This window comes from Allobosea sp. 05T438 (assembly GCF_056396025.1).
Map to the genome: position 1 here is coordinate 105,898 of NZ_JBFTKQ010000013.1, position 21,325 is coordinate 127,222.

Sequence of the window (21,325 nt, forward strand, 5' to 3'; positions counted from 1 at the left end):
TCCCGGCCTCACGCCACGGCGATAGCTCCGGTCGCACGCGTCGCAAGCGCATAGGCCTTTCGTAGCGGCGGGCTTGACTGACGCTACGGCCGACAGGCCAAAGGTGGCCGAGCAAGGCGGGATCCGAAATGTCGAGAATTGCGAACGCGCCACTACGCGCGAAGGTGATGAGCGCGCAGGATGCGGCGGCACTCATCCAGAGCGGCATGACCCTGGGATTGAGCGGCTTCACGGGCTCAGGCTATCCGAAGGCGGTGCCGCTAGCGCTCGCGGAACGCATCGAAGCCGCGCACCGCGCTGGCCAGCCGTTCCGTGTCCGCGTCTGGACCGGAGCCTCGACCGGCCCCGAGCTCGACGGCGCTCTGGCCAAGGCCGACGGGATCGAGTTCCGCCTGCCCTACAATTCCGATCCCATCGCGCGCGAGAAGATCAACCGCGGCGAGATGGAGTATTTCGACATGCATCTCTCCCAGGTCGCGCCGATGGCCTGGCAAGGCTTCCTTGGGCCGCTCGACGTCGCGGTGATCGAGGTCTCCGGCATCAGACCGGATGGCTCCCTGATCCCCTCCTCCTCGATCGGCAACAACAAGACCTGGCTCGACAGGGCCGACAAGGTGATCCTCGAGGTCAATCGCTGGCAGAGCGGCGAGCTCGAAGGCATGCACGACATCTACTACGGCACGGCGCTGCCGCCGCACCGCGTGCCGATCCCGCTGGTGAAGCCGCAGGACCGGATCGGTGAGGCCTATCTGCGCTGCGATCCCAACAAGATCGTCGCGATCGTCGAGACCGAATCGCCCGACCGCAACCTGCCCTATGCACCGCCGGACGAGACGGCCAGCGCCATCGCCGGCCACCTCATCGAGTTCCTGCGCCACGAGGTCGCCCGGGGCCGGCTGCCCGCCTCGCTGCTGCCGCTGCAGTCCGGCGTCGGCAACATCACCAATGCCGTGCTCTCCGGCCTGCTCGATGCGCCCTTCGAGAACCTCACCGCCTATACCGAAGTCATCCAGGACGGCATGATCGACCTGATCGACGCCGGCAAGCTCGTGCTGGCGTCGGCGACCGCCTTTTCGGTCAGCCCGGAGGCGGCAGCGAAGCTCAATGCCGGCATGGCGCGCTACCGCGACAAGATGATCCTGCGGCCGCAGGAGATCAGCAACCACCCCGAACTGGTGCGCCGGCTCGGCTGCATCGCCATGAACGGGCTGATCGAGGCCGACATCTACGGCAACGTCAATTCGACCCATATCATGGGCTCGCGCATCCAGAACGGCATCGGTGGCTCCGGCGATTTCGCGCGCAACGCCTTCGTCTCGATCTTCATGACCCCGTCGACAGCCAAGGGTGGCGCGATCTCGGCCATCGTCCCGCAGGCGAGCCATGTCGACCACATCACTCAGGACGTGCAGGTGATCGTGACCGAGCAGGGCCTGGCCGATCTGCGTGGCCTCAGTCCGAAGCAGCGCGCCCGCACGATCATCGCCAACTGCGCTCATCCGGACTACCGGCCCGCGCTGGAAGATTATTTCCGCCGAGCCCAGGCCGGATCCTACGGCCAGCAGTCGCCCTGCCTGCCCGGCGAAGCGCTGTCCTGGCACCAGCGCTTCATCGAAACGGGCAGCATGCGGGGCTGAGCAGCAGATTTGGAACTCCCGAAGCCCGGCATGCCGGGAGATCCACGGTCACCGTCAGTTTTGGCGTTGCCAAACCTGCATCCGATATTGGCCCAGAAAGCGGACTCAGGGGCGACGGAAAGAGAGCTCTCCGCTCGGCGTAGGCTTTCATCCCCTCCCGAAAAAGACCCCGTGCCGCTCGTTTAAGGGTCGTCGGGCGACGACGGATGCTTTCGTACACTTCCAGACGGTTTCCTGTCATCGGGAGCCTGACCGGCGCTGAGGACTTCTCCAAGCTTCGGTTCACCTTGACGCAAATCAAGGGAAAACGCTGCCCCGCAGGTTATGAGGGATGTCGAAAGGGCATCCAGATCATGGTTTACGCCAAAGACCTGCCATCCAGCTTCCGCCATGTGCGACTGCTCCTCGCGCGGGAAAAGGGCCATCCTTCCGGCGAGGAGGATCAAGGGTACGATCTCCTGGTTCCGCTGGACGACGAAAATCGTCTCGACCCGGTGGAGTGGAAAAATCATCAAACGGCATGTCGGGTGCGCCGGTTCGACGAAGGCCAGGAAGAAAAAATCGGTCGATTGCGGCGCAAACCCGGCGGCCAATGGTATTTCGACTACGAAGCAGGAGAAAGCGACGACGAACTCGGCTTTCGTCTTGGCGAAGAACGTTTCCTGACCGGTGAGTACATCTCAATCGGCAGACGGCCAGATTACCATGTCTATCGGGTTGTTCGCGTCGAAAAGCCATAAAGCACCGTCCAGACCCTTCACGTATGCGGCCTCGCGTGAGGCATGCCAGTGATTTGCCCCGTCGGTCTGGAGCGCATGGGGAAACTTACGGAGAACAGGACATTGTCAAACACGCCGCACACACTTCGCGATGAATTTCCCGACCAGATGGATGCGATCCACGCCCTGAAGGTGAGCAGCCCGGAATTCTTGCGGATTCTGGAAGAGTACGACGAAGTGAACGACCAGATTCATCGGGCCGAGACCCGGATTGCAGCGCTCAGCGAGGACGCCGAAGCGGCGCTGCGTAAAGAGCGGCTGTCCCTCAAGGACAGGATTGCCGACGCTCTGAACAAGGCAAGATAGGACCCACCGACCGGACAGCCTCGCTCTGAGGCGAGGCTGTCTGTTTCTGCCGTCCTGCGGCGACGGGGGCTGCTGACCGGCACTCCAGAGCCCGCGGCCATCGAGGCGGTGACGCCCGTCGTGCAAGAAATAGCCAAGGTCAGCGGAGCCGCCGGTTCAGCTCGAAGCCGGCTGAGCCTTGCCCGTGGCAGCGGCCTTTCGTCCCTTCAGCGCAGTCAAGATCTGCCAGCCGGTGAACAGCGCCAGCAGCGACAGCAGCGTTGCACTGATCGGATGCTCGAAGAAGGTCAGGAAGCTGCCGCGGCTCAGCAACATCGAGCGTCTGAAGTACTCTTCCAGCATCGGCCCCAGGATGAAGCCGAGCATCAGCGGCGCAGGGTCGAAGGCGAGCCGCATCATGATGTAGCCGATCAGGCCGAAGGCCGCCGTCGTGTAGATGTCGTGCAGGCTGTTGTTGATGCTGAAGGTGCCGATGCAGCAGAAGAAGAGGATCGACGGGAACAGCACGTTATAGGGAATCTTGAAGACGGAGAGCCAGAAGCGCACCAGCGGCACGTTGAGCAAGAGCAGGAAGCAGTTGCCGATCCACATGCTCGCGACGAGTCCCCAGAACAGGTCGGGGTGCTTGGCGATCATGTTCGGGCCGGGCTGGATGCCCTTGATGATGAAGGCCGCCATCATCAGCGCCATCACCGCATTCTCGGGGATGCCGATGCTCATCAGCGGGATGAAGCTCGTGCGGGCGGCAGCTTCGTCGGCCGCAGCCTGCCCGGCGACACCCTCGATCGCGCCCGAACCGATCTCGTCCCTGTATTTGCTCACCTTCTTGTCGAGGCCGTAGGCGGCAAACTGCGCGATCACCGGCCCGCCGCCCGGCAGGATGCCGAGAAAGGAGCCGACGATGCTGCCGCGCAGCGCGCTCGGAATGATGCGCTTGAACTCAGGCCAGGTCGGCATCAGTTTGATCTTGCCGTTGAACGGCGTGCGCTCCTCTTTCGCATCGAGATTCTTGGTGATCTCGGCGATGCCGAAACAGCCGAGCGCCAGGCTGACCAGGCTGACGCCATCGATCAGCGAGGGCAGGCCCATGGTGAAGCGCTCCATGCCGGTTTCGAGGTCAGTGCCGACCTGCCCGAGCAGCACGCCGACCAGGCACATCGCCAGGCCGTTCAGCAGGCTGCCGGTGGTGACGAAGCTGACGCAGACGAAGCCGAACAGCATCAACGCGCAGTAATCGGTCGGGCCGAATTGCAGGGCGACGCTGCCGAGCAGCGGCGCAAGCGACGCCAGGACCACGATCGCGACGGTGCCGCCGATGAAGCTGGAGACGCCGGCCGTGAAGAGCGCGAGCCCCGTCTTGCCCTTCAGTGTCATCTGGTAGCCGTCGATGCAGGCCACGATGCTGGAGGCGTGGGGGATCTTCATCGTGATGGCGCTGACGCTGTCGCCATATTGCGCGCCGTAATAGATGCCGGCGAGCATGATCAGCGCTCCGCCGGTCGGGATCGAATAGGTCAGCGGCAGCAGCAGGCTGATCGTCGCCAGCGGACCCAGGCCCGGCAGCAGGCCAACGAGCGTGCCGACGACGCAGCCGATGGCGCAGTAGAGCAGGTTTTCCGGGGTGAGCGCGTGGCTGAAGCCAAAGGCGAGGTTCTGGAGGACTTCCATCAGATCAATCTCAGATTCAGGCCGAGGAAGCGCTGGAAGACATAGGCCACCACGATCAGGCCGAGCGCGATCTTGATGTTGCGCATCCAGGAGTAGGTCGTCCCCGCGAAGCCGGCGACGAAGACCAGCACGATGATCCCGGCGATGGCGTTCACATATTCCGAGGCGATCACGAAGCCGACGAGGCTCGCCATGATCAGGGCGATGTTCTTCGGATTGAATTGCAGAGGCACCGGCTCGGAGAGGCGCGCCTGCAGGATGATGGCCCCGGCGATGATCAGCAAGGGCACGCAGATCAGAAGCGGAAACAGGCCGGGGCCGGCATGGGCCAGGTCACCAATGGGATATCGCAGTGCGTTCGAGGCGAAGAACAGCACCAGCGCAGCGAGGAAGAGGCCTCGCGCCACATTCTGGTTGAGCATTCGTTGGCCTACTCATGGTTTATGTCGTATCTTTATTAATTCGAAGGAACCAATCTGGCAACGGGCACGACGCCCTGCGTCAAAAGAATTTTCCGAGCCGGCTGCGCGTGCCCTCCGGCCGTGCCCTGCGGCCAGGAACCGCGTGATGCCCACGATCAATTAGAGGAGGTTTCAGCCGGCGCAGCCCCCCGCGCAGAGCTGTTCGCGAAGGCGGCGCGGGCCCTACGACGGCAGCTGTGAGGCATAGACTAAAGGATGATGAAAGACTCAGTGCAGACGGGCGCGCAGATATTTCATCATGACGGCAATCGGGCGCTCAGATCCGATCTAATCCATTAAATCGGGAGGATAACGATGCACCTGACCCGTCGCGGGTTTACGACCGTTCTCGCCGGTACCATTGCCGCCCCGGCCGTCATGCGGACCGCCTACGCCCAGGGCGCCACCGTCAAGCTCGGCATGGTCGTGCCGATGACCGGCGCCGCCGCCGAGTCCGGCTCTTTCGCCCAGACCGGCGCCAAGATCGCGCTCGAACAGGTCAACAAGGCCGGCGGCGTGCTCGGCAAGCCGCTCGAACTGATCTTCGAGGACGACCAGACCACCAATCCCGGCGCGGTCCTCGCCTTCTCCAAGCTCGCCAGCCAGCCCGACATCGTCGCCTTCCTCGGCTCGATCCGCTCCACGCAGATGCATGCGATGGCGCCCGACATGCTGAAGATCGGCAAGCCCGTCGGCTTCGGCGGCACCGACCCGAACCTGACCAAGCTCGGCAATCCCTGGCTCTTCCGCTTTCGGCCGAACGATTCCTATTCGGGCAAGGTGATCGCGCAGTTCGGCGCCAAGGAACTCGGCAAGAAGAAATGGGCGATCGTTCATTCGACCGACGCCTTCGGCACCGCCGGTGGAAAGGCCCTTGCCGATGCCCTGCCCGACAATGGCGCCACGCTCGCCCTCGACCAGGGCTACGCCAACCAGAGCCAGGATTTCACGCCGGTGGTTCTGGCGGTGCGGCAGTCGGGCGCCGATATCCTCGGCACCTATTTCACCTTCGAGACCGACCTCGGCATCTTCGCCCGGCAATTGCGCCAACTCGGCGTCAACATTCCCTGGGTCGGCTCGCCCTCGATCGTCAACGTTTCGGCGCTCAAGCTCGCCGGCCCGGCGCTCTACAACACCTATGGCGTCGCCGATTACGCCGAGGATTCGAGCGACGCCTCGAAGGCCTTCGGCAAGGCCTATCGCGACGTCCGCAAGGTCGCACCCGACAACCAGTCGTCCTGGACCTATGACGCCGTCACCTGCCTGGCCATGGCGATGAACAAGGCGGGCTCGACAGAACCCAACAAGGTGCGCGAGGCCATGCTGGCCATCCGCAGCCACAAGGGTGCCGAAGGCGAATACAACTTCGACAAGAACGGCGACGGCCTGCACGGCTACAACATCGTCAAGAACGAGAAGGGCGAGATCAAGTTCGACAAGCGGATCGACTTCCCGCCGAACCTGGGCTGATCCAAGCCGGGCGCGCCGGCCTTCCGCTCGGCGGAGGCCGGCAATCGTGCCGGGGCTCGGCATGCCCCGCACGGCCCGAAGCGCCCGGCGCATCTCGTACCACGCCTTTTGCGGTGAACGGCCCGGCCGTTCACCCCGAAGGACCGATCGGCTCCACGCAAGCGCGGTAGACAGATGGATCTCGTTCTTCAGCTTCTTTTCACCGGGATCGGCATCGGCTCGGTCTATGCGCTCGTCGCGCTCGGCTTCGTCCTGATCTTCCGCGCCACCAATGTCGTGAACTTCGCGCAGGGCGAGTTCTCCATGGTGGCGGCCTTCCTGATGGTGGTCTTCTCGGTCAAGATCGGCCTGCCCTACTGGATCGCCTTTATCGTCGCGCTGATCGGCATGGCTGCACTCGGCGCGGTCTTCAATCTCGCGGTCTATTATCCGTTGCGCCACCGCACCTATCTGCCGGTCATCATCTCGACGATCGGCGCCTCGATCTTCATGGCCAACACCACGCTCGCCATCCATGGGCCGGAGCCGGAGGTGCTGTCGGGCTGGTTCGACACGCCGGGCTTCATGCTCGGCCCGGTCTATCTCGACAACCAGTACGTCCTGATCATCGTCGTGACCGCGCTCCTGGTCGTGCTGCAATACTGGTTCTTTGAGCACACCCTGCTCGGCAAGAAATTGCAGGCGACCTCGCAGGACAAGGAGATGGCCTCGCTGCTCGGGATCCCCGTCGCCGTGATGATCATGATCACCTTCGTCTATTCGGCGGTGATCGGCGGCATCGCCGGCATCCTCGTGGCGCCGGTGCTCTTCGTCTCGATCGGCATGGGCGCGACCATCGCGCTCAAAGCCTTCGCCGCAACGATCATCGGCGGGTTCGGCGACGTCACGGGCGCGATCATCGGCGGCCTCGCGCTCGGCGTCATCGAGACCTTCGGCGCCGCCTATATCTCGGTGCCCTACAAGGACGGCTTCGCCTTCCTGGTGCTGATCGCCTTCCTGATTTTCCGGCCGCAAGGCATCTTCGGCGAGCGCGTGGCGGAAAAAGCATGAGCACGACCGAAACCACCGCCACCACCGGGGATGCCCGGCCACGCCTGCGCTGGGGTATCCCGGCCTACATCCTGCTCGTCCTGGCCGCGATCGCGCTCGCCATCGCCCTGCCCAAGACCGGCTATGTCCTCAACATCTCGCTGCAGGCGACGACCTATGCCATCGCGGTCCTCGGCCTGACTATCGTGCTGGGCCTGTGCGGCCAGATCAATCTGGCGCAGGCCGCCTTCTTCGGGCTCGGCGCCTATGCGGTCGGCCTCGGCCAGACCGATTACGGTCTGAATTTCTGGGTCTGCCTGTTGATCGGCACAGGCATCGCCGCTGTCTTCGGCGCATTGCTCGGCGCCTCGACGCTGCGGCTCGGCGGCCATTACCTCGCGATGGTGACGATCTCCTTCCAGCAGATCGTCACCCTCGTCCTGATCAACTGGATCCCGGTCACCAAGGGGCCCGACGGCGTGCGCGCCATCCCGCGCCCGCCTCTCTTCACCGATGGCTCGACCTATCTCGCGCTGTGCATCGCGGTACTCGCCGGCCTCGGCTTCCTGGTCTGGCGCCTGCGCGATACCCGCCTCGGCCGCGCCATGCGCGCGGTGCGCGACAACGAGCTCGCAGCCGGCGTCGCCGGCATCGACGTCTATCGCACCAAGGTCACGGCCTTCGCGCTGTCCGCCATCCTCGGCGGCATCGGTGGTGGTCTCTTCGCCGGCGGCTTCGCCTATGTCAGCCCGGACCAGTTCTCCTTCGCGGAATCGGTCGTGTTCCTGACCATGGTGTTGCTTGGCGGCGTCGCCTCGCCGATTGGCGCCGTCATCGGCACGGGCCTGCTGATCCTGATCCCGGAATGGCTGCGCTTCCTCAAGAGCATCCCCGGCCTCTACCTCGCAATCTACGGCGCGGCCGTGATCCTGATCGTGCTGTTCATGCCGGACGGCATCTGGGGCTTCCTGCGCGGCCAGCTCGACCGCTTCAAGCGCGCCGTTCTGCCGGGCCGCTCGGGCCAGACTCTCCAGCTGTCGGGGGGCGGCGAAGGCACCGAGACCGTCATGGAGGTGCGCGGACTCTCCAAGCACTTCGGCGGCCTGAAGGCGGTCGACGAGGTCGATCTCACCATCAAGCGTGGCGGCGTCCATGCGCTGATCGGTCCAAACGGCTCCGGCAAGACCACGACGCTGAACGTCCTCTCCGGTCTTTACCGGGCGACCGCCGGGACCATCAAGCTCAACGGGCAGGACATCACCGACCTGCCGCCGCATGCCCGCACCAAGGCCGGGCTCGGCCGTACCTTCCAGAATATCCGGCTCTGGCGTTCGATGACCGCGCTGGAAAACGTCATGGTCGGCGCCGAGCGTCCCGGAAATCCGGTCGGGAACGATCCTGCCGCCGCGATGGCGCGGGCACGCGCCGCGCTCGCCTTCGTCGATCTGGAGGACCGAGCCGGCGAAATCGTGGCGAGCTTCTCCTACGGCCATCAGCGGGCGGTCGAGATCGCCCGGGCGCTGGCCGGTGATCCGGTCCTGCTCCTGCTCGACGAGCCGGGGGCGGGCCTCAACTCCTCGGAGAAGGTCGAGCTGCGCAACCTGCTCAAGCGCATCTCGGCCCGCGGCCTCACCATCCTGATCATCGACCATGACATGACGCTGGTGAGCGAGGTCGCCCAGCACATCACCGTGCTGAACTTCGGCCGCCGCATCGCCGACGGCTATTCCGCCGATGTGCTGAAGCATCCCGACGTAATCGCAGCCTATCTCGGAACGGCTCCCGATGTCCCTGCTTGAACTCAAATCCCTCATCGTCCGCTATGGCGAGATCGAAGCCGTCGACGGCATCTCGCTGGTCGTCGAGGCCGGCGAGGTCGTGACCCTGCTCGGCTCCAACGGCGCCGGCAAATCGACCACGCTGCGAGCCATTTCCGGCCTCGCAAAGCCGGCCTCGGGCGATATCCTCTTCGACGGGCAATCGATCGTGGGCCTCAAGCCCGAGGAGATCGTGCGCCGCGGCATCGCTCATGTGCCGGAGGGGCGCCGCGTCTTTCCGGGCCTGAGCGTACGCGAGAACATCATGCTCGGCGCCTCGAACCGGCGCGGGCTGAAGACCGCGGAGATCAAGCGCGAGGCGGACGAGATGTTCGACCTCTTTCCGGACATCCGCCGCTTCGCCAACGCGCTCGGCTGGACGCTTTCTGGCGGCCAGCAGCAGATGGTCGCGGTTGCGCGGGGGCTGATGGCCAAGCCGCGCATCCTGCTGCTCGACGAGCCTTCGCTCGGCCTCGCACCGGTCATCGTCCAGGCGGTCTTCGCGATCATCGCCGAGATCCGCCGGCGCGGGACGACGGTGCTCCTCGTCGAGCAGAACGCCCGGATGGGCCTCTCTGTCGCCGATCGCGGCTATGTGCTGGAAACCGGCAAGCTCGTGCTCTCCGGCACGCCGGAACAGCTCTGGTCGAACGAGGAAATCCGCGCGGCCTATCTCGGCGGACGCACCGCGGCGGCCTGACGGCCCGCGGGAAGATCCATCGCAAACTGAGCGTGCGGTGGTGCCTGAGGCCGACGGCTCAGGCAAATAGCCCCGCTGGAGGCTCGGTGTCAGGTCGGATTTCGCTCAGGCGCGGGAGCTGGAGTGCTGTAAGGATGCTGTAAGCGCAAAGTGCTCCAATGCCTCTCATCGGGTCGGGCAAAGAGTCTGCCGGACCGAAGGAGGAAATCTGACCATGACTAACGACACCGAACCGTCCGTTGCCCTGACCGATGCCGAGCTCGACACCGTTGCAGGCGCTGGCATCGCGAGCCAAACCGCTAAGGGCGTAGGCCTCATCGTTGGCGGCGTTTTTGTCACCGTCACAGGTGCGGCCATCCGCAATGACGGTGTCGCAGGCCACGGTCGCGACATGTTGGTCGAAGGAATTGGTCAGCTGACTGCTGCCGGGAAAAGCAGCTGACCGTGCAGGGGGCGCGAGGGGGCCCGATCAGCCGTTGCCGGCGAAGGCGCCTCGCTCCCTGAGAGCAATTCATCGACGCCATCCTTCTGCAGGATGGGATCGCACAGCGTCATGGCACGCCACCTATCCGCTCGAAGCTGATCGTATGCCGCAAAGGGTCAGCGGATGTGAGACGGACCAGGATCCTGTCACCCGGCTTGTCGCCTTGCCCACGAACGCGCGCGGTCACGGGCACTTCGCAGAGCTGGATCCGCAGACCATGATCATCCATGTCGGTCACCAAAGCTTCGAAAGACAGTCCCTCACTGCCTTGAAGCACCAGCGCTTCCGCTAGACTCACGACGGCCCGCTCGACTTGCCCGTCGCGGGCATCGGCCCGTCCCATCACGGCAGGCAGTGTCTCGAACGCGGCCGTCACCGCGGCCGGCACCGGTCGTCCGTTTGCTACCGCCAGGGCGGCGCGGATCACGTAGCGGTCAGCGAGGCGGCGCAGCGGCGCCGTGGCATGCGTATAGGTCGCAGCCATCGGCGCGTGCCAGGGCCGCACGCCTTCGCGAAAGGGAACATAGCTCGCGCCGCCGCTGGCCCTGCGCACCGCCAGCATGAAGGCGGCATGGCCGCTGTCGGCGGGGTTCAGCGCCCTTTCGAACTGCGCGAGTGTTGCTGTTTCCGGCCAATCCAGCCCCAGGGCCCGCGCGGTTTGGCGCAGGCGCAGGACGGCCTGCTGATCCGGGTCGGGCATGACCCGGAAAAGTCCGGTCCGGGCCGCCAGAAGCGCGTCCGCGATGGCGAGATTGCTGGCCAGCGACAGGGCCGCGTTATGGTCCTCGGCCAGTAGGCGCGGGCGGAAGAGCAACTGAAAATGGCCGCCTTCCGCAGCCGCAACCTCCTGCTCGGGCGGATCCACGCGCGCCGCGCCGCGTCGGCTCTCGGCGGCTTCAATGCGGCGCGCCAGCTCGGCAAAATCGGGGGGCAGATCCGCGTCGCGGACACTGTCGTAGGCGAGTTTGGCGGTGTTGCGAACGATGGCGCGTTCGGCTCCGTCGAGATGAACGTTCCCGTCCGGGTCGATCCTGGTCGTGAAGATCACCGCCGGCCTGGGACCGGCGGGCAACAGGCTGGCCGCCCCCTCGGCGAGAATCGGCGGATAGAGCCCGGCCTTGCCGTCCGGCAGGTACAGCGTCGTGCCGCGCCGCCAAGCTTCCTGGTCGACGACGTCGCCATCGTCGACAAACCAGGCGACGTCGGCGATGGCGTAGTGGAGCAGCAGGTCGGCGCCGCTGCGCTCGACGGCGAAGGCCTGGTCGAGATCCGTTGACGTCGCGGGATCGAGCGTGACGAAGCGCCGATCGGTGCGGTCGACATGTTCGGTCGGCGCTCGCCGCGCCGCAACCTCCGCCGCCGCAAGGACGTCCGGCGGGAAATGCTCCGGCACGCCGAATTGCTGGCGTATCGCCGCAAGTCCGCCGATCAGCGCATTGGTGGAGTCGATGAGCGTCTTCATCGTTGGCTGCCGTGCCTCTGCCTTCAGTTCGGCTGGCCGCGAACGCGCCGGCACGATGACTCGCGAAATGCGATGAACACACTTGCACAGGCTTGGCATTCAGTCACAGCGGCCCGTCAAGGCGATCTCGCGCCGTGCCGGAGCGTTCCGCTCCAGCGCTCTTGTTGCGGCAGTAACGGGCTCGGGATCGGTAAGGTCGGTGTAAGGCGGCCCGGCCTAATGTCCGCTCACGAGAAGAGCCGATCGGGAGCCGGTCGGATCGATCGAGAGAGGACGAAGCCAATGACCAAGCAGGACCTGAACAACATCGCGCTGACCGATGAGGAGCTCGAAGCAGCTGCCGGCGGCGCGGGCCAGTGGGTGGCCCCCTCTCGCGGCTCCTGGTGGGTCTGGAAGGAGAGTGCGTCCTCCGTTTCAGGAGACGCCTCCTCATTCCATCAACAGTCCAGCAGCTCGACCGGCACGGTGCGCAGCGAGCTCGCCGGAGGCAAGACGAACTTCTACAAGTTCGACGGCACCAAGGAGATCCTCGTCGGCAGCCGCTGACATATCGCGGGGACCTTTCATGATCGCCCGGTTCCGCGAGGAGCCGGGCGATTGCCGTATCGGGCGGGGCAATGCCGCCGCTTCAGCCTACCGGCGGTAGCCTGACGATGAAGGCGGTGCCTTGGCCGTCCGCCGATCGCAGAGTGATCGAGCCGCCATTCGCCTCTGCGACGCGCTGGACGATCGCCATGCCGAGCCCCGCGCCGGAACCGTCGCTGCGCTGACGTCGCCAGAAGCGCTTGAAGATATGCTCGTGGAGCTCTTGCGGAATGCCTGGCCCGTCATCCTTCACGGTCAGAGTTCCATCGGGGCCGATCGCGACGTCGATCGAGGTACCTGGCGGCGTATGGTGGATCGCGTTTTCGATCAGGTTGCGCAACATGTGCCAAACGTCTTGCTCATGGGCGAGCACGAGCAGCGAGGATGTCCGCTCCGGCTCGGTCAGGCCAAGAATCTGCCCTTTCCGGATCGCCTCGATCGCGAGATCGCCGACGACTTCGCGTGCGACCGCCAGAAGATCCGCCTCGCCGCCTGCGGCGTCCGGCCGGTCGAGCTTGGCCATTTCCAGCAATTGCCCGACGATCCGTCCCATCCGCCGGGCATCATCGAGCAGGGCGGCACGAGATTCGGATGTCGGCAGGTTCTGCAGGCGCGCGTCGAGCACGGTCAGCGGCGTGCGCAGTTCATGCGCCGCGTCGGCGGTAAATTCCTTCTGTAGCTGGTAGCTCTTTTCGACCCGTGCAAGCGCGGCGTTGAAGGCGTCTGCCAGCGGCAGGATTTCGGAGGGCAGGTTCGTGGTCGAGAGGCGCGCTTCAGCGCGTACCGCATCGAGCGCTTGCACCTGTCGCTTGACCTCGAGCACCGGCTGAAAAAAGCACCGCACCACCAGCGCGTTTAGCAGCAGCAGCAGGCCCAGCAACGGCAACGTGATGAACAGGGAGTTGCGCAAGAAATTGTGCAGCACATCGTCATGGATTACGTCCTCCTGACTGAGATTCCAGCCGAGCAGGATCCACAATGGGCGGTCTGCCACGGTCACGGGGAAGCTGACGGCCCGATACTGACGTCCATCCAGAGACAGGGAAGAGAAAGCTTCGCCATCGCTGCGGGCAAGCCCTCCGAGCAGCCGCTCTGCGAAGGGCGATGACGAAACCAGCTTTGCTCCGGCCCGGTCCGCGACGACGTATCCGAATTCACCAGCCTCGCCCTCGCGCGAAAAGCGGCTAGCCGACAGCGCAACCCCTCCGAATTGCGTGGGCTCCAGCGCTTCGGCGATCAGCCTCGCGCGGTCGGCGAGCACCTTGCGCTCGAAGAAGGCCGCTCGCTCTTGCAGCATCGTGTTGATGACGACCGGTACGGCCACCGCCGCCAGGCAGAGAAGCGCGGCCTGGAGCAGGAATATCCGCGAGAGCAGGCTCCGACCGAGGCGCCTCATGCCGAGGCCGTCAGCACATAGCCGACGCCGCGCACCGTCGTGATCGTCACTGCCGCCTGCCCGTCCTGCAGCCGCTTGCGGAGCCGGTGAATATAGACCTCGACCGCATTGGAGCCGAAATCGTCGTCAAGGCCGAAGAGGTGATCCTCGACGCTGCTCTTGGGCACCACCTTGTCGGCGCGCCGCATCAGCAGCTCAAGCAACTGCGCCTCGCGCGCCGAGAGCGAGACGGGGCGATCGTCCACGCGCGCTTGCTTGGCATCCGTGTCATAGGCGAGGTTGCCAACGGTGAGCTGCGCCCCCAGTAGCGCGCCCGGTCGGCGCAGCAGGGCTGCGATGCGCGCCTTGAGCTCCTCGAAGGCGAAAGGCTTGGCGAGATAGTCGTCGGCACCGAGCTCCAGCCCCTTGACCCGCTCCTCCATCTCGCCACGCGCGCTGAGGATGAGCACAGGCAAGGGCTGCTGCCTGCCGCGCACATGGCGCAGCACCTTGAGGCCGTCGCCGTCCGGCAGGCCGAGATCGAGGATCATCGCCGCGTAGCTGCGCGAATCCAGCACCGCGATCGCGTCGTCGACGCAATCGACGCGGTCAAGCCCGTAGCCACTCGCCACGAGATGGCTGCCGACCAGGCCGGCGAGTTCGTCATTGTCTTCAATCAGCAGCAGTCTCATGGCCGTGGCCTTGATGGAAATGGGCTTCGGGAAGGGCGCAGATCACGTCACCTGGCGGCGGATCAGCCCGGCAAACACGCCGCCGGCGGCCGCCAGCGTCTCGTAGTCGCCGTGTTCGACGACGCGACCTTCCGACAGCACATAGATTCGGTCCGCGTACCGCACCGTGCTCAGCCGGTGCGCCACCACCACCCGCGTCACATTCATCCGCGCCAGCGTTTCCATGACATGGGCCTGCGCGGCGTTGTCGAGCGCGCTCGTCGCCTCATCCAGCAGCATGATCCGCGGCCGTCTCGCGATCGCGCGGGCGAGTAGGAGCCGCTGGCGCTGTCCGCCGGACAGCGTCGCGCCGGCATCGTCGACATAAGTGTGCAGCCCCATCGGCATCGCCGCGATGTCGGGGCCGAGGCCGGCGCGTTTCGCCGCTTCCCAGGCCTCCTCCAGGCTCAACGGCGCGGCACCTGCGATGTTGTGGTAGAGGCTGCCGGCCTCGATACGGCTGTGTTGCAGCACCACGCCGAGCTGGCGCCGGACGGCACCTCGGTCGAGGTCGCGCAGATCGTGGCCGTCGAGCAGCACCGACCCGCTGTCCGGCTCGTCGAAGCCGAGCAGCAGCCGCAGCAGCGAGGATTTTCCGGAACCGGATGGGCCGACCAGCGCGACGAAGGCGCCGGCCGGAATGCTCAACGAGACATCGCTGAGCGCGGTCTGGCCGCCGGGATAGCTGAAGCTCACGCGGGACGCCTCGATCTCGCCCTGCAGCGTTCCGGGATCGAGACTGCCCGCGCTGTCCTCGGTCGGCTCCGCAAGGATCGGCCGCGCACGCTCCCAGAGCGGTAGCACCGTGGCCAGCGCGGGGATGAGGCCGGCAAGCGAGAGGATGGCAGAGACGAACTGGCCGGAGACGCCGGAATAGGTGACGTAGTCCCCGAGCGACATCTTGACGCCGCCGAAGCCGACGAGCGCGATCAGCGCCGCCATGACCAGGATGTTCCAGCCCGCGCCGAAGGCGGTGACCGCGCTGCCGACGACGTTGGCACGGAAGTTGACCGCCTGGTCCACCGCGAAGAGATGTGTCCAACGCGCCAGGAAGCGGTTCTCGGCGGCGGCGACACGCAGTTTCGCGATACCCTGGAAGATCTGCACGGTGAGCGTCTGCATCGCCCCGCCATTGGCGAGCGCGCGCCGCTGCAGCCGCAGCTCGAACAGCGCCATGCCGAGCAGGATCACCAGCTGGACCGCGCAGATGGCGAGGGCGAGCAGGGCGGGCTTCAGCCCGTAGCTCAGGAGCACGACGAGATTGACGGAGGAGAACAGCACGCCGATCAGCGCCGTGATGCTGGCGACGCCCACGGTCCGGCGGATCTGGTTCACCGCATCCGCGCGCAGGGCAAGATCGCCGGCTCCATAGCGGCGGAAGAAGCCGGGCGGCAGCCGCAGCAGGCGGCTCCACAGCGCACCTTCGACGGCGGAGCCGAGCACGGATTCGACGCGCAGCACTGCAAGGCCGCGCACCAGCTCGAAACCCATCACCCCGAAGGCGACCGCGACCATCGTCAGGATGAGCTGCAGGATCTCGCTGCGCACCCCGTCCGGAATGACCGATTGCACAAGCATGCCGGAAAGGAACGGCGTCGCCATCGCGAGCAGCCCGGCGGCGAGGCTCGCCAGCGCGATCAGCGCCATCTCCCCGCGCACGATCGCGAAGACGAAGGCGGCGAGCGCCCGGCCGGGACGCTCCTCGCTGCCGGTAAAGCCGCGATAGAGCACATGGGCATGCGCAGCCAGCGAACCCGCGACGCTCTCATCGACCCGGATGTGCTCGCCGCTGCCCGGGCGGACCATCCGCCAGCCGCTGCGCGCCGGAAGAAGCGCGACGGGCGTGCCGTCGCGCAGTTGCCCGATCATCGCCTCGCCCGCTTTGCGCCACCAGCCTTCCTGCAGCCGCAGCTCGCGCGACCTCAGCCCGGCCTTCGCGCTGTAGAGCGCCAGTGCGTCGCCATCCGCGCCAGCGGCACGCATGCGGCCGAAATCCGCCGGAAGCCTGACGCCCATCGCCTTGGCGACGGTTCTGATCGCGGCCGCGAGCGGCGGTTCCAGCCCCGGGCGGTCTTGTCGCGCGCCCCGTGCTCCGTGCCCGGCGAGCCTCGACATCGCCGCCGAGATTGCGGCAGCGTCCGCGTCCGCGGCGGCCGCAACATGCCGGCCAAGCGCCTCCATCCTGGCGCCGCACCAGGCCTGAAGCAGCCGGCCGAGAACGGCGTTGAAGCCCGCGAGCGCGGCAGCGAGCGAGCCCCCGCGTGCCATCGTGAAGCTGTCCGCCACCAGAATCTCGCTCGCGTTCTCGGCGTGAAGCGGTGCGCTGCGCAACACCGGCACCGGAAGATCATCCGGACCGGAGCTCCGCCCCCACATGTTCGAGCAGGCGCCCGCCTGCACATGGCACCAGAGCACGGCCTGCGGACCTTGGGGCAAGGCAGCTTCGCCCGCCGCCAGGCTCTTCAGGCCCGGCTCCAACCGCTGCGATGGCGGCAATTCGCCCGGAACGCCGGCATGCGCGACCTGCCCGGGAACGTCGGCGAAATGCCGTGCGCGCTCGGCGATCGCGGCGACCCAGGCCTCGGCGCAGCGCGCGAAGTCATCGGGCCGGCCCATCAGGGCCTGCAGGGAAATCGTCTCCACGGAGGTGCCGTCCTGCGGGATCAGGACGAGGCGCGTCCCCTTCCCCGCGATGCCGAAGGCCGCGGCGCCCGCGCCGAGCGTCGCGACATGGCGCAGGCTGCCGGCCTGGTCCTTCTGCTCGACGAACAGCTCGGCTCCTGTACCGGCGAGCCGGTATGCGAAGCCTTCCTCGCAGCCGATGCGCGCGGCCGGCCGGCTTGCGGAGGCGAAGGTTGCGCTTCGGGTCAGCTCACTCTGCACGGACCAGCTCCGCGTAACGGCCGCCGGCCACGATCAATGTCTGATGCGTGCCGCGCTCCACGACCACCCCGCGGTCGAGCACGATGATCTCGTCGCAGTCCCGCACCGTGCTCAGCCGATGCGAGACCACGAGGGCGCTGACGCCGCGCCGGCGCAGATTGGCGAAGACCTCCGCCTCGGTCACGGGATCGAGCGCCGAGGTTGCCTCGTCGAGGATCAGGATGGCCGGATCGGTCGCGAGCGCGCGGGCGAGCTCCAGCCGCTGGCGCTGGCCGCCGGAGAAGTTCAGCCCGCCCTCGGCGACGGTCGCACCATACTGGCCGCGCCGGCGCACGATCTCCTCGTGAACGCCGGCATCGCGTGCGGCAGTGATGATGCGGGCATCGTCGAGCGAGCCGTCCCAGAGCGCGATGTTATCGCGGACCGTACCCTCGAACAGCACGACATCCTGCTCGACATAGCTCAGCGAGCCGGCCAGCACGCGGCGCGGAACATCGCCGGCAGGCGTTCCATCGAAGAGGATGGTTCCCGCCGCCGGATGCAGCAGCCCGGCGACCAGTCGCGCCAGGGTCGACTTGCCGCTGCCTGAGCCGCCGACCACGGCGACCCATTGGCCGGGGGCGATGGTGAGGTCGAGCTTGTCGAGCAGCCCCGCCTGCCCGGGATAAGCGAAGCCGAGCCCGCGGATGTCGATGCCGCCGGAGAGCCGGCCGTGCTGCACCGGCCAGCCGGCCGCGATCTCCGCATCCCGCTGCAGGCGGGCTGCAGGCGCGTGGCGCATCGTGTCCTGCACGCGCTCCAGGTCTCCGCGCAGCTCCTGCAGCCCGGCCACCGCGCCGACCAGCGACTGGACCGGGGTGTGGAAGGCCTGGAGCACCGCCAGAAACGCGATCAGCGTGCCGACGGTCATCTCGCCGTCCATCACCTTCAGCGCGCCCCAGCCGAGCAGCGCCGCATAGGACAGGCCCTTGATCGCCGAAGGCGCGAGAGTGAGGAAGAGCGTGGAACGCTCCAGCTCCTGCATCATGTTGAGCAATTGGGCCTGCGCGCCCATTAGCCGCGCGAAGAAGGCGTCCTCGGCACCGGAGGCCTTGATCGTCTCGATCGACTGGATGCCGCCGAGTGCGACGCTGGCCATTCGCGAGCGCTGCACCACCACCCGCCGGACGCCCTCGACGCGGATACGGGTGATGAAGGCAATCGCCGCGACATCCGCCGCCGCGAAAGCGAAGCAAGCCAGCGCCATCGGCACGTCGTAGACCATCATGATCGCGGCGCTGATCAGCGCGCCCATGATGCTGAACAGCGCCGAGGAGATCGAAACCACCGCGCTGTGCGACAGGCGTCGCGCAGCCTCCATCCGAGAGGCGATGTCACCGACATGGCGCTGCGCAAAGAAGCCGATCGGCAGCCGCAGCATATGCGCCATCAGGCCGATGGCCGATTCCGTGCCCCGCCGCCGCTGCAGCCGCGCCAGCACCAGCCCGTGCAACCAGGACAGCAGAATCGAGAGCAGCGCCGAGCCGAGCAGCGCCGTCAGCAGTGGGCGCAGCCAGCTGGTCGCGTGCTGGACCATGATGTTGTCGGCGAAGATCTTGCCGGCCGCGGGCACGAAGATCGGCGGCAGCACGTTGCAGAGCGCGATGATGCCGAGGAAGCTCAGCGCCGCTCGGGTCTCGCCGCCCTTTGGCAGCAGCGCACGCAGCAGGCTCGGCCGCTCGCCCGCGGGCCGGAACGCGGGGCTGGGCGCGAAGGTCAGCAGGATCCCGGTGAAGGCGCCGTCGAATTCCGACGCATCGACGCTGCGCCGGCCATAGGCCGGGTCGTTGATCTGGACGCGTCCGCGGGAGACGCCCTCGATCACGACGAAATGGTTCATCTGCCAGAAGGCGATGGCCGGAAAACGGTGCTGCGCCAGCGCCACGGGTTCCACGCGCCAGCCCTTGGCCTCCATGCCGAAACCGCGCGCCGCCCGCAGCAGCGAGGCGGCCGTGGCGCCGTCGCGGGTGACCTGGCAGGCCTCGCGCAGCCTTTCCAGCGGCAGCCAGAGCCCGTGATAGGCCAGCACCATACCGAGCGCCGCCGCGCCGCACTCGACCGCTTCCATCTGCAGGATGGTGGGCACGCGGCGGGGCCGGCCCGCGCTCGGCAGGGTCGGCGCGGCGGCGGCCGTTGTGGCGCTCTCAGCCATGGTCGATCGCGCTCATAACCCGGTCCAGCGGCGGAGCGCCGGAATGACCAGGGTGATCGGCGGTGCGCGCCGCACCGTGACGTTCGCGTTGAACAGCAGCCCGCTGCTGAGCGGGATCTCCTGTCCGCGCCGGGACGTCCAGGCATAGCCTCCGGTCTCTCCCGGGATGGTCTCGAGCGTCGCTCGCACTTCGAAGGGGGCGCCGTTGCGTGCCATCTGCCGTGCGAGATCCGGATTGCCGAGCCTCTCGGCGATCTCGGCCTGCCCCTCCGGCTGCGGCGACACCGATACGACCTTGCCGACGACCATGCCGTATTCCTCGCGCGGCGCGATCGACGGCGAGATCCTCACTTCCATGCCGGGCGTCAGACGCTTGCCCATGTCGCCGGGCACGAAGAACAGGGCCTCCAGCCGCTCGCCACCGGTCTCCAGCGTCATGATGCGCTGCCCGGCCGCGACCAGGGCATTCATCGTCACGGGCACCAGCGCGACCATGCCGTCGCGCGGCGCCCGGATCTCGTCGGCGAGCTTGCGGCTCAACCTGGCCTGTTCGAGCTGTCCCCTGAGGTCGAGGATCTGGCGCTGGCTCGCCTCCAGCTCCTGGTCGCGCGTTCCGCCCAGCGCGAGGATCGCGCCGTTCAGCGCAGCCAGCTCCGATTGGGTGCGCGACAGGCTCGAGCGTGCCCCAAAGAGCCGCTCGCGCGCTTCCTGCACGCGATCTGTCGTGCCGGCGCCGCGCGAGAACAGCATCTCGCGATTGGCCAGCGTCGCCTCGGCCTCGGCGATCCGCTGGCGGGTCAGGTCGGCGGCCTCGTCCAGCTCCTCGCGCCGGCGCTGCTGCGCAGCCGTCTCGGCCGCGATGCGAACCTCGTAGCGCTGGGTGATGGCGGTGCGATGGTCCTCGGCCTGGTCGATGCGCCGCTCCAGGTCGGCGATGCGGGCATCCTCCTCCGGCGTCGTCAGCGAGGCCACGATCTGGTCGGCCGTGACCTTCTGGCCCGCTGGCACAAGGCCGTCGATCCAACCCGCTTTCGGCGCATTGAGCCCGATGAAGACGCCGCCGCCACGCACGAAAATGCCCGGGCCTTCCACCGTCTCACGATAATGCGCGAGGCAGGCCCAAACGACGACGGCGACGCAGAGCGCGAGGCAGAGCAGGCCGGCAATCCACTCGACGCGGCCGACCACACGCAGCGGCGCGTGGAAATCCTCCGGCCTGTCGAGCTGCTGCAGGGACTGTTGCCGGAACAAGCTTCCGGTGCCCCGCTGCGTCGCCGGGGCTGGCTGAACCTCTGACATCCGCAGCGATCCTGAACTCTCTTTTTCCGGGCCAGCTAAGCCGGCCAAATGTTGAACATTCGCAAATGCCGGCCGTATTTCTGCCGGCGAAAACCGCTGTCAGGTTGATGTAAGCGGCCCTCGCTAGGGTCTCTCATCGAAACGGCGGGCACCGAGCCCCTGGAAGCGGAGAGATCAGATGAATACCCAGCAGAACGGCATCGCCCTGAACGACGACGCCCTCGAGGCGATCGCCGGTGGCGGCCTGAAGAACGCCCTCACCTTCGGCATGGCCGGCTCGCAGACGGGCGTCCTGGGCGGCGGCGTGGTTGGCGGCCCGGTCGGAGCGCTGATCGGTGGCGTGATCGGTGGCGTCGGTGGCCTCATCGGCGGCGCTCTGAGCAAGGACGATCCGAAGGGCGACATCCACGTCATGTACTGAGCGGCAAAGCCGCGCTCGGAACTCGCA

The 21,325-nt window shown here is 66.6% G+C and carries 18 protein-coding genes; 10 read left to right on the forward strand and 8 right to left on the reverse strand.

Features of this window, described 5'->3' with window-relative positions:
- Positions 1-128 precede the first annotated feature (128 nt).
- The 3 genes from AC1DIN_RS22240 (at position 129) to AC1DIN_RS22250 (ending at position 2,722) form a co-directional block, all read left to right on the forward strand.
- Entirely contained in the window at positions 129-1,637 is a 1,509-nt protein-coding gene (locus tag AC1DIN_RS22240; protein WP_476811344.1) for an acetyl-CoA hydrolase/transferase family protein, read from the forward strand.
- Positions 1,638-1,843: 206 nt separating this feature from the next.
- Complete coding sequence (locus AC1DIN_RS22245; protein ID WP_476811345.1) at positions 1,844-2,377, forward strand: hypothetical protein; 534 nt, start codon at positions 1,844-1,846, stop codon at positions 2,375-2,377.
- Positions 2,378-2,479: 102 nt separating this feature from the next.
- On the forward strand, positions 2,480-2,722 hold the full coding sequence (locus AC1DIN_RS22250; protein ID WP_476811346.1) for an HP1242/YdcH family protein: 243 nt from the start codon (positions 2,480-2,482) through the stop codon (positions 2,720-2,722).
- Between the two features lie 156 nt (positions 2,723-2,878).
- On the opposite strand, the gene AC1DIN_RS22255 is transcribed toward AC1DIN_RS22250, so the two are convergent.
- Positions 2,879-4,390 carry a tripartite tricarboxylate transporter permease gene (locus AC1DIN_RS22255; RefSeq protein WP_476811347.1) on the reverse strand — a complete coding sequence of 504 codons (1,512 nt, stop codon included), beginning with the start codon at positions 4,388-4,390 and terminating at the stop codon, positions 2,879-2,881.
- Positions 4,390-4,812, reverse strand: a complete 423-nt coding sequence (locus AC1DIN_RS22260) for a tripartite tricarboxylate transporter TctB family protein (protein WP_476811348.1) — start codon at positions 4,810-4,812, stop codon at positions 4,390-4,392. The genes AC1DIN_RS22255 and AC1DIN_RS22260 overlap by 1 nt, the downstream gene beginning before the upstream one ends.
- Before the next feature lie 354 nt (positions 4,813-5,166).
- Between AC1DIN_RS22260 and AC1DIN_RS22265 the strand changes: the two genes are divergently transcribed.
- The 5 genes from AC1DIN_RS22265 to AC1DIN_RS22285 all read left to right on the forward strand — a co-directional run bounded on the left by AC1DIN_RS22265 (position 5,167) and on the right by AC1DIN_RS22285 (position 10,309).
- Entirely contained in the window at positions 5,167-6,321 is a 1,155-nt protein-coding gene (locus tag AC1DIN_RS22265; protein WP_476765262.1) for an ABC transporter substrate-binding protein, read from the forward strand.
- A 174-nt stretch (positions 6,322-6,495) separates the two neighbouring features.
- Positions 6,496-7,371: a branched-chain amino acid ABC transporter permease gene (locus tag AC1DIN_RS22270; RefSeq protein ID WP_441469074.1), complete on the forward strand. Its 876-nt coding sequence runs from the start codon at positions 6,496-6,498 to the stop codon at positions 7,369-7,371.
- Entirely contained in the window at positions 7,368-9,149 is a 1,782-nt protein-coding gene (locus tag AC1DIN_RS22275; protein WP_476811349.1) for a branched-chain amino acid ABC transporter ATP-binding protein/permease, read from the forward strand. Before AC1DIN_RS22270 ends, AC1DIN_RS22275 begins: the two co-directional genes overlap by 4 nt.
- Positions 9,136-9,867, forward strand: a complete 732-nt coding sequence (locus AC1DIN_RS22280) for an ABC transporter ATP-binding protein (RefSeq protein ID WP_441469076.1) — start codon at positions 9,136-9,138, stop codon at positions 9,865-9,867. Before AC1DIN_RS22275 ends, AC1DIN_RS22280 begins: the two co-directional genes overlap by 14 nt.
- A gap of 214 nt (positions 9,868-10,081) precedes the next feature.
- On the forward strand, positions 10,082-10,309 hold the full coding sequence (locus AC1DIN_RS22285) for a hypothetical protein (RefSeq protein WP_441469077.1): 228 nt from the start codon (positions 10,082-10,084) through the stop codon (positions 10,307-10,309).
- Between the two features lie 109 nt (positions 10,310-10,418).
- Here AC1DIN_RS22285 and AC1DIN_RS22290 read toward each other — a convergent pair whose 3' ends face one another.
- Complete coding sequence (locus tag AC1DIN_RS22290; RefSeq protein ID WP_476811350.1) at positions 10,419-11,813, reverse strand: RNB domain-containing ribonuclease; 1,395 nt, start codon at positions 11,811-11,813, stop codon at positions 10,419-10,421.
- A gap of 282 nt (positions 11,814-12,095) precedes the next feature.
- Here AC1DIN_RS22290 and AC1DIN_RS22295 point away from each other — a divergent pair, with 282 nt between their 5' ends.
- Entirely contained in the window at positions 12,096-12,359 is a 264-nt protein-coding gene (locus AC1DIN_RS22295) for a hypothetical protein (protein ID WP_441469079.1), read from the forward strand.
- Positions 12,360-12,441: 82 nt separating this feature from the next.
- Here AC1DIN_RS22295 and AC1DIN_RS22300 read toward each other — a convergent pair whose 3' ends face one another.
- The 5 genes from AC1DIN_RS22300 to AC1DIN_RS22320 form a co-directional block, all read right to left on the reverse strand.
- The gene (locus AC1DIN_RS22300) at positions 12,442-13,722 is read right to left on the reverse strand and encodes a sensor histidine kinase (protein ID WP_476811351.1); all 1,281 of its coding nucleotides are present in this window, start codon (positions 13,720-13,722) and stop codon (positions 12,442-12,444) included.
- Positions 13,723-13,790: 68 nt separating this feature from the next.
- Entirely contained in the window at positions 13,791-14,465 is a 675-nt protein-coding gene (locus AC1DIN_RS22305; protein ID WP_476811352.1) for a response regulator transcription factor, read from the reverse strand.
- Between the two features lie 42 nt (positions 14,466-14,507).
- A complete protein-coding gene (locus AC1DIN_RS22310) occupies positions 14,508-17,387 on the reverse strand; it encodes an NHLP bacteriocin export ABC transporter permease/ATPase subunit (RefSeq protein WP_476811353.1) in 2,880 nt (959 codons plus the stop codon).
- Positions 17,377-19,578 (reverse strand): NHLP family bacteriocin export ABC transporter peptidase/permease/ATPase subunit, encoded by a 2,202-nt coding sequence (locus AC1DIN_RS22315; RefSeq protein ID WP_476811354.1) that lies wholly within the window; start codon positions 19,576-19,578, stop codon positions 17,377-17,379. Before AC1DIN_RS22315 ends, AC1DIN_RS22310 begins: the two co-directional genes overlap by 11 nt.
- Positions 19,579-19,590: 12 nt before the next feature.
- Positions 19,591-20,877: an NHLP bacteriocin system secretion protein gene (locus AC1DIN_RS22320; protein WP_441469084.1), complete on the reverse strand. Its 1,287-nt coding sequence runs from the start codon at positions 20,875-20,877 to the stop codon at positions 19,591-19,593.
- Between the two features lie 178 nt (positions 20,878-21,055).
- Between AC1DIN_RS22320 and AC1DIN_RS22325 the strand changes: the two genes are divergently transcribed.
- Positions 21,056-21,298, forward strand: coding sequence for a hypothetical protein (locus AC1DIN_RS22325; protein WP_476811355.1), 243 nt, complete (start codon positions 21,056-21,058; stop codon positions 21,296-21,298).
- Positions 21,299-21,325 lie beyond the last annotated feature (27 nt).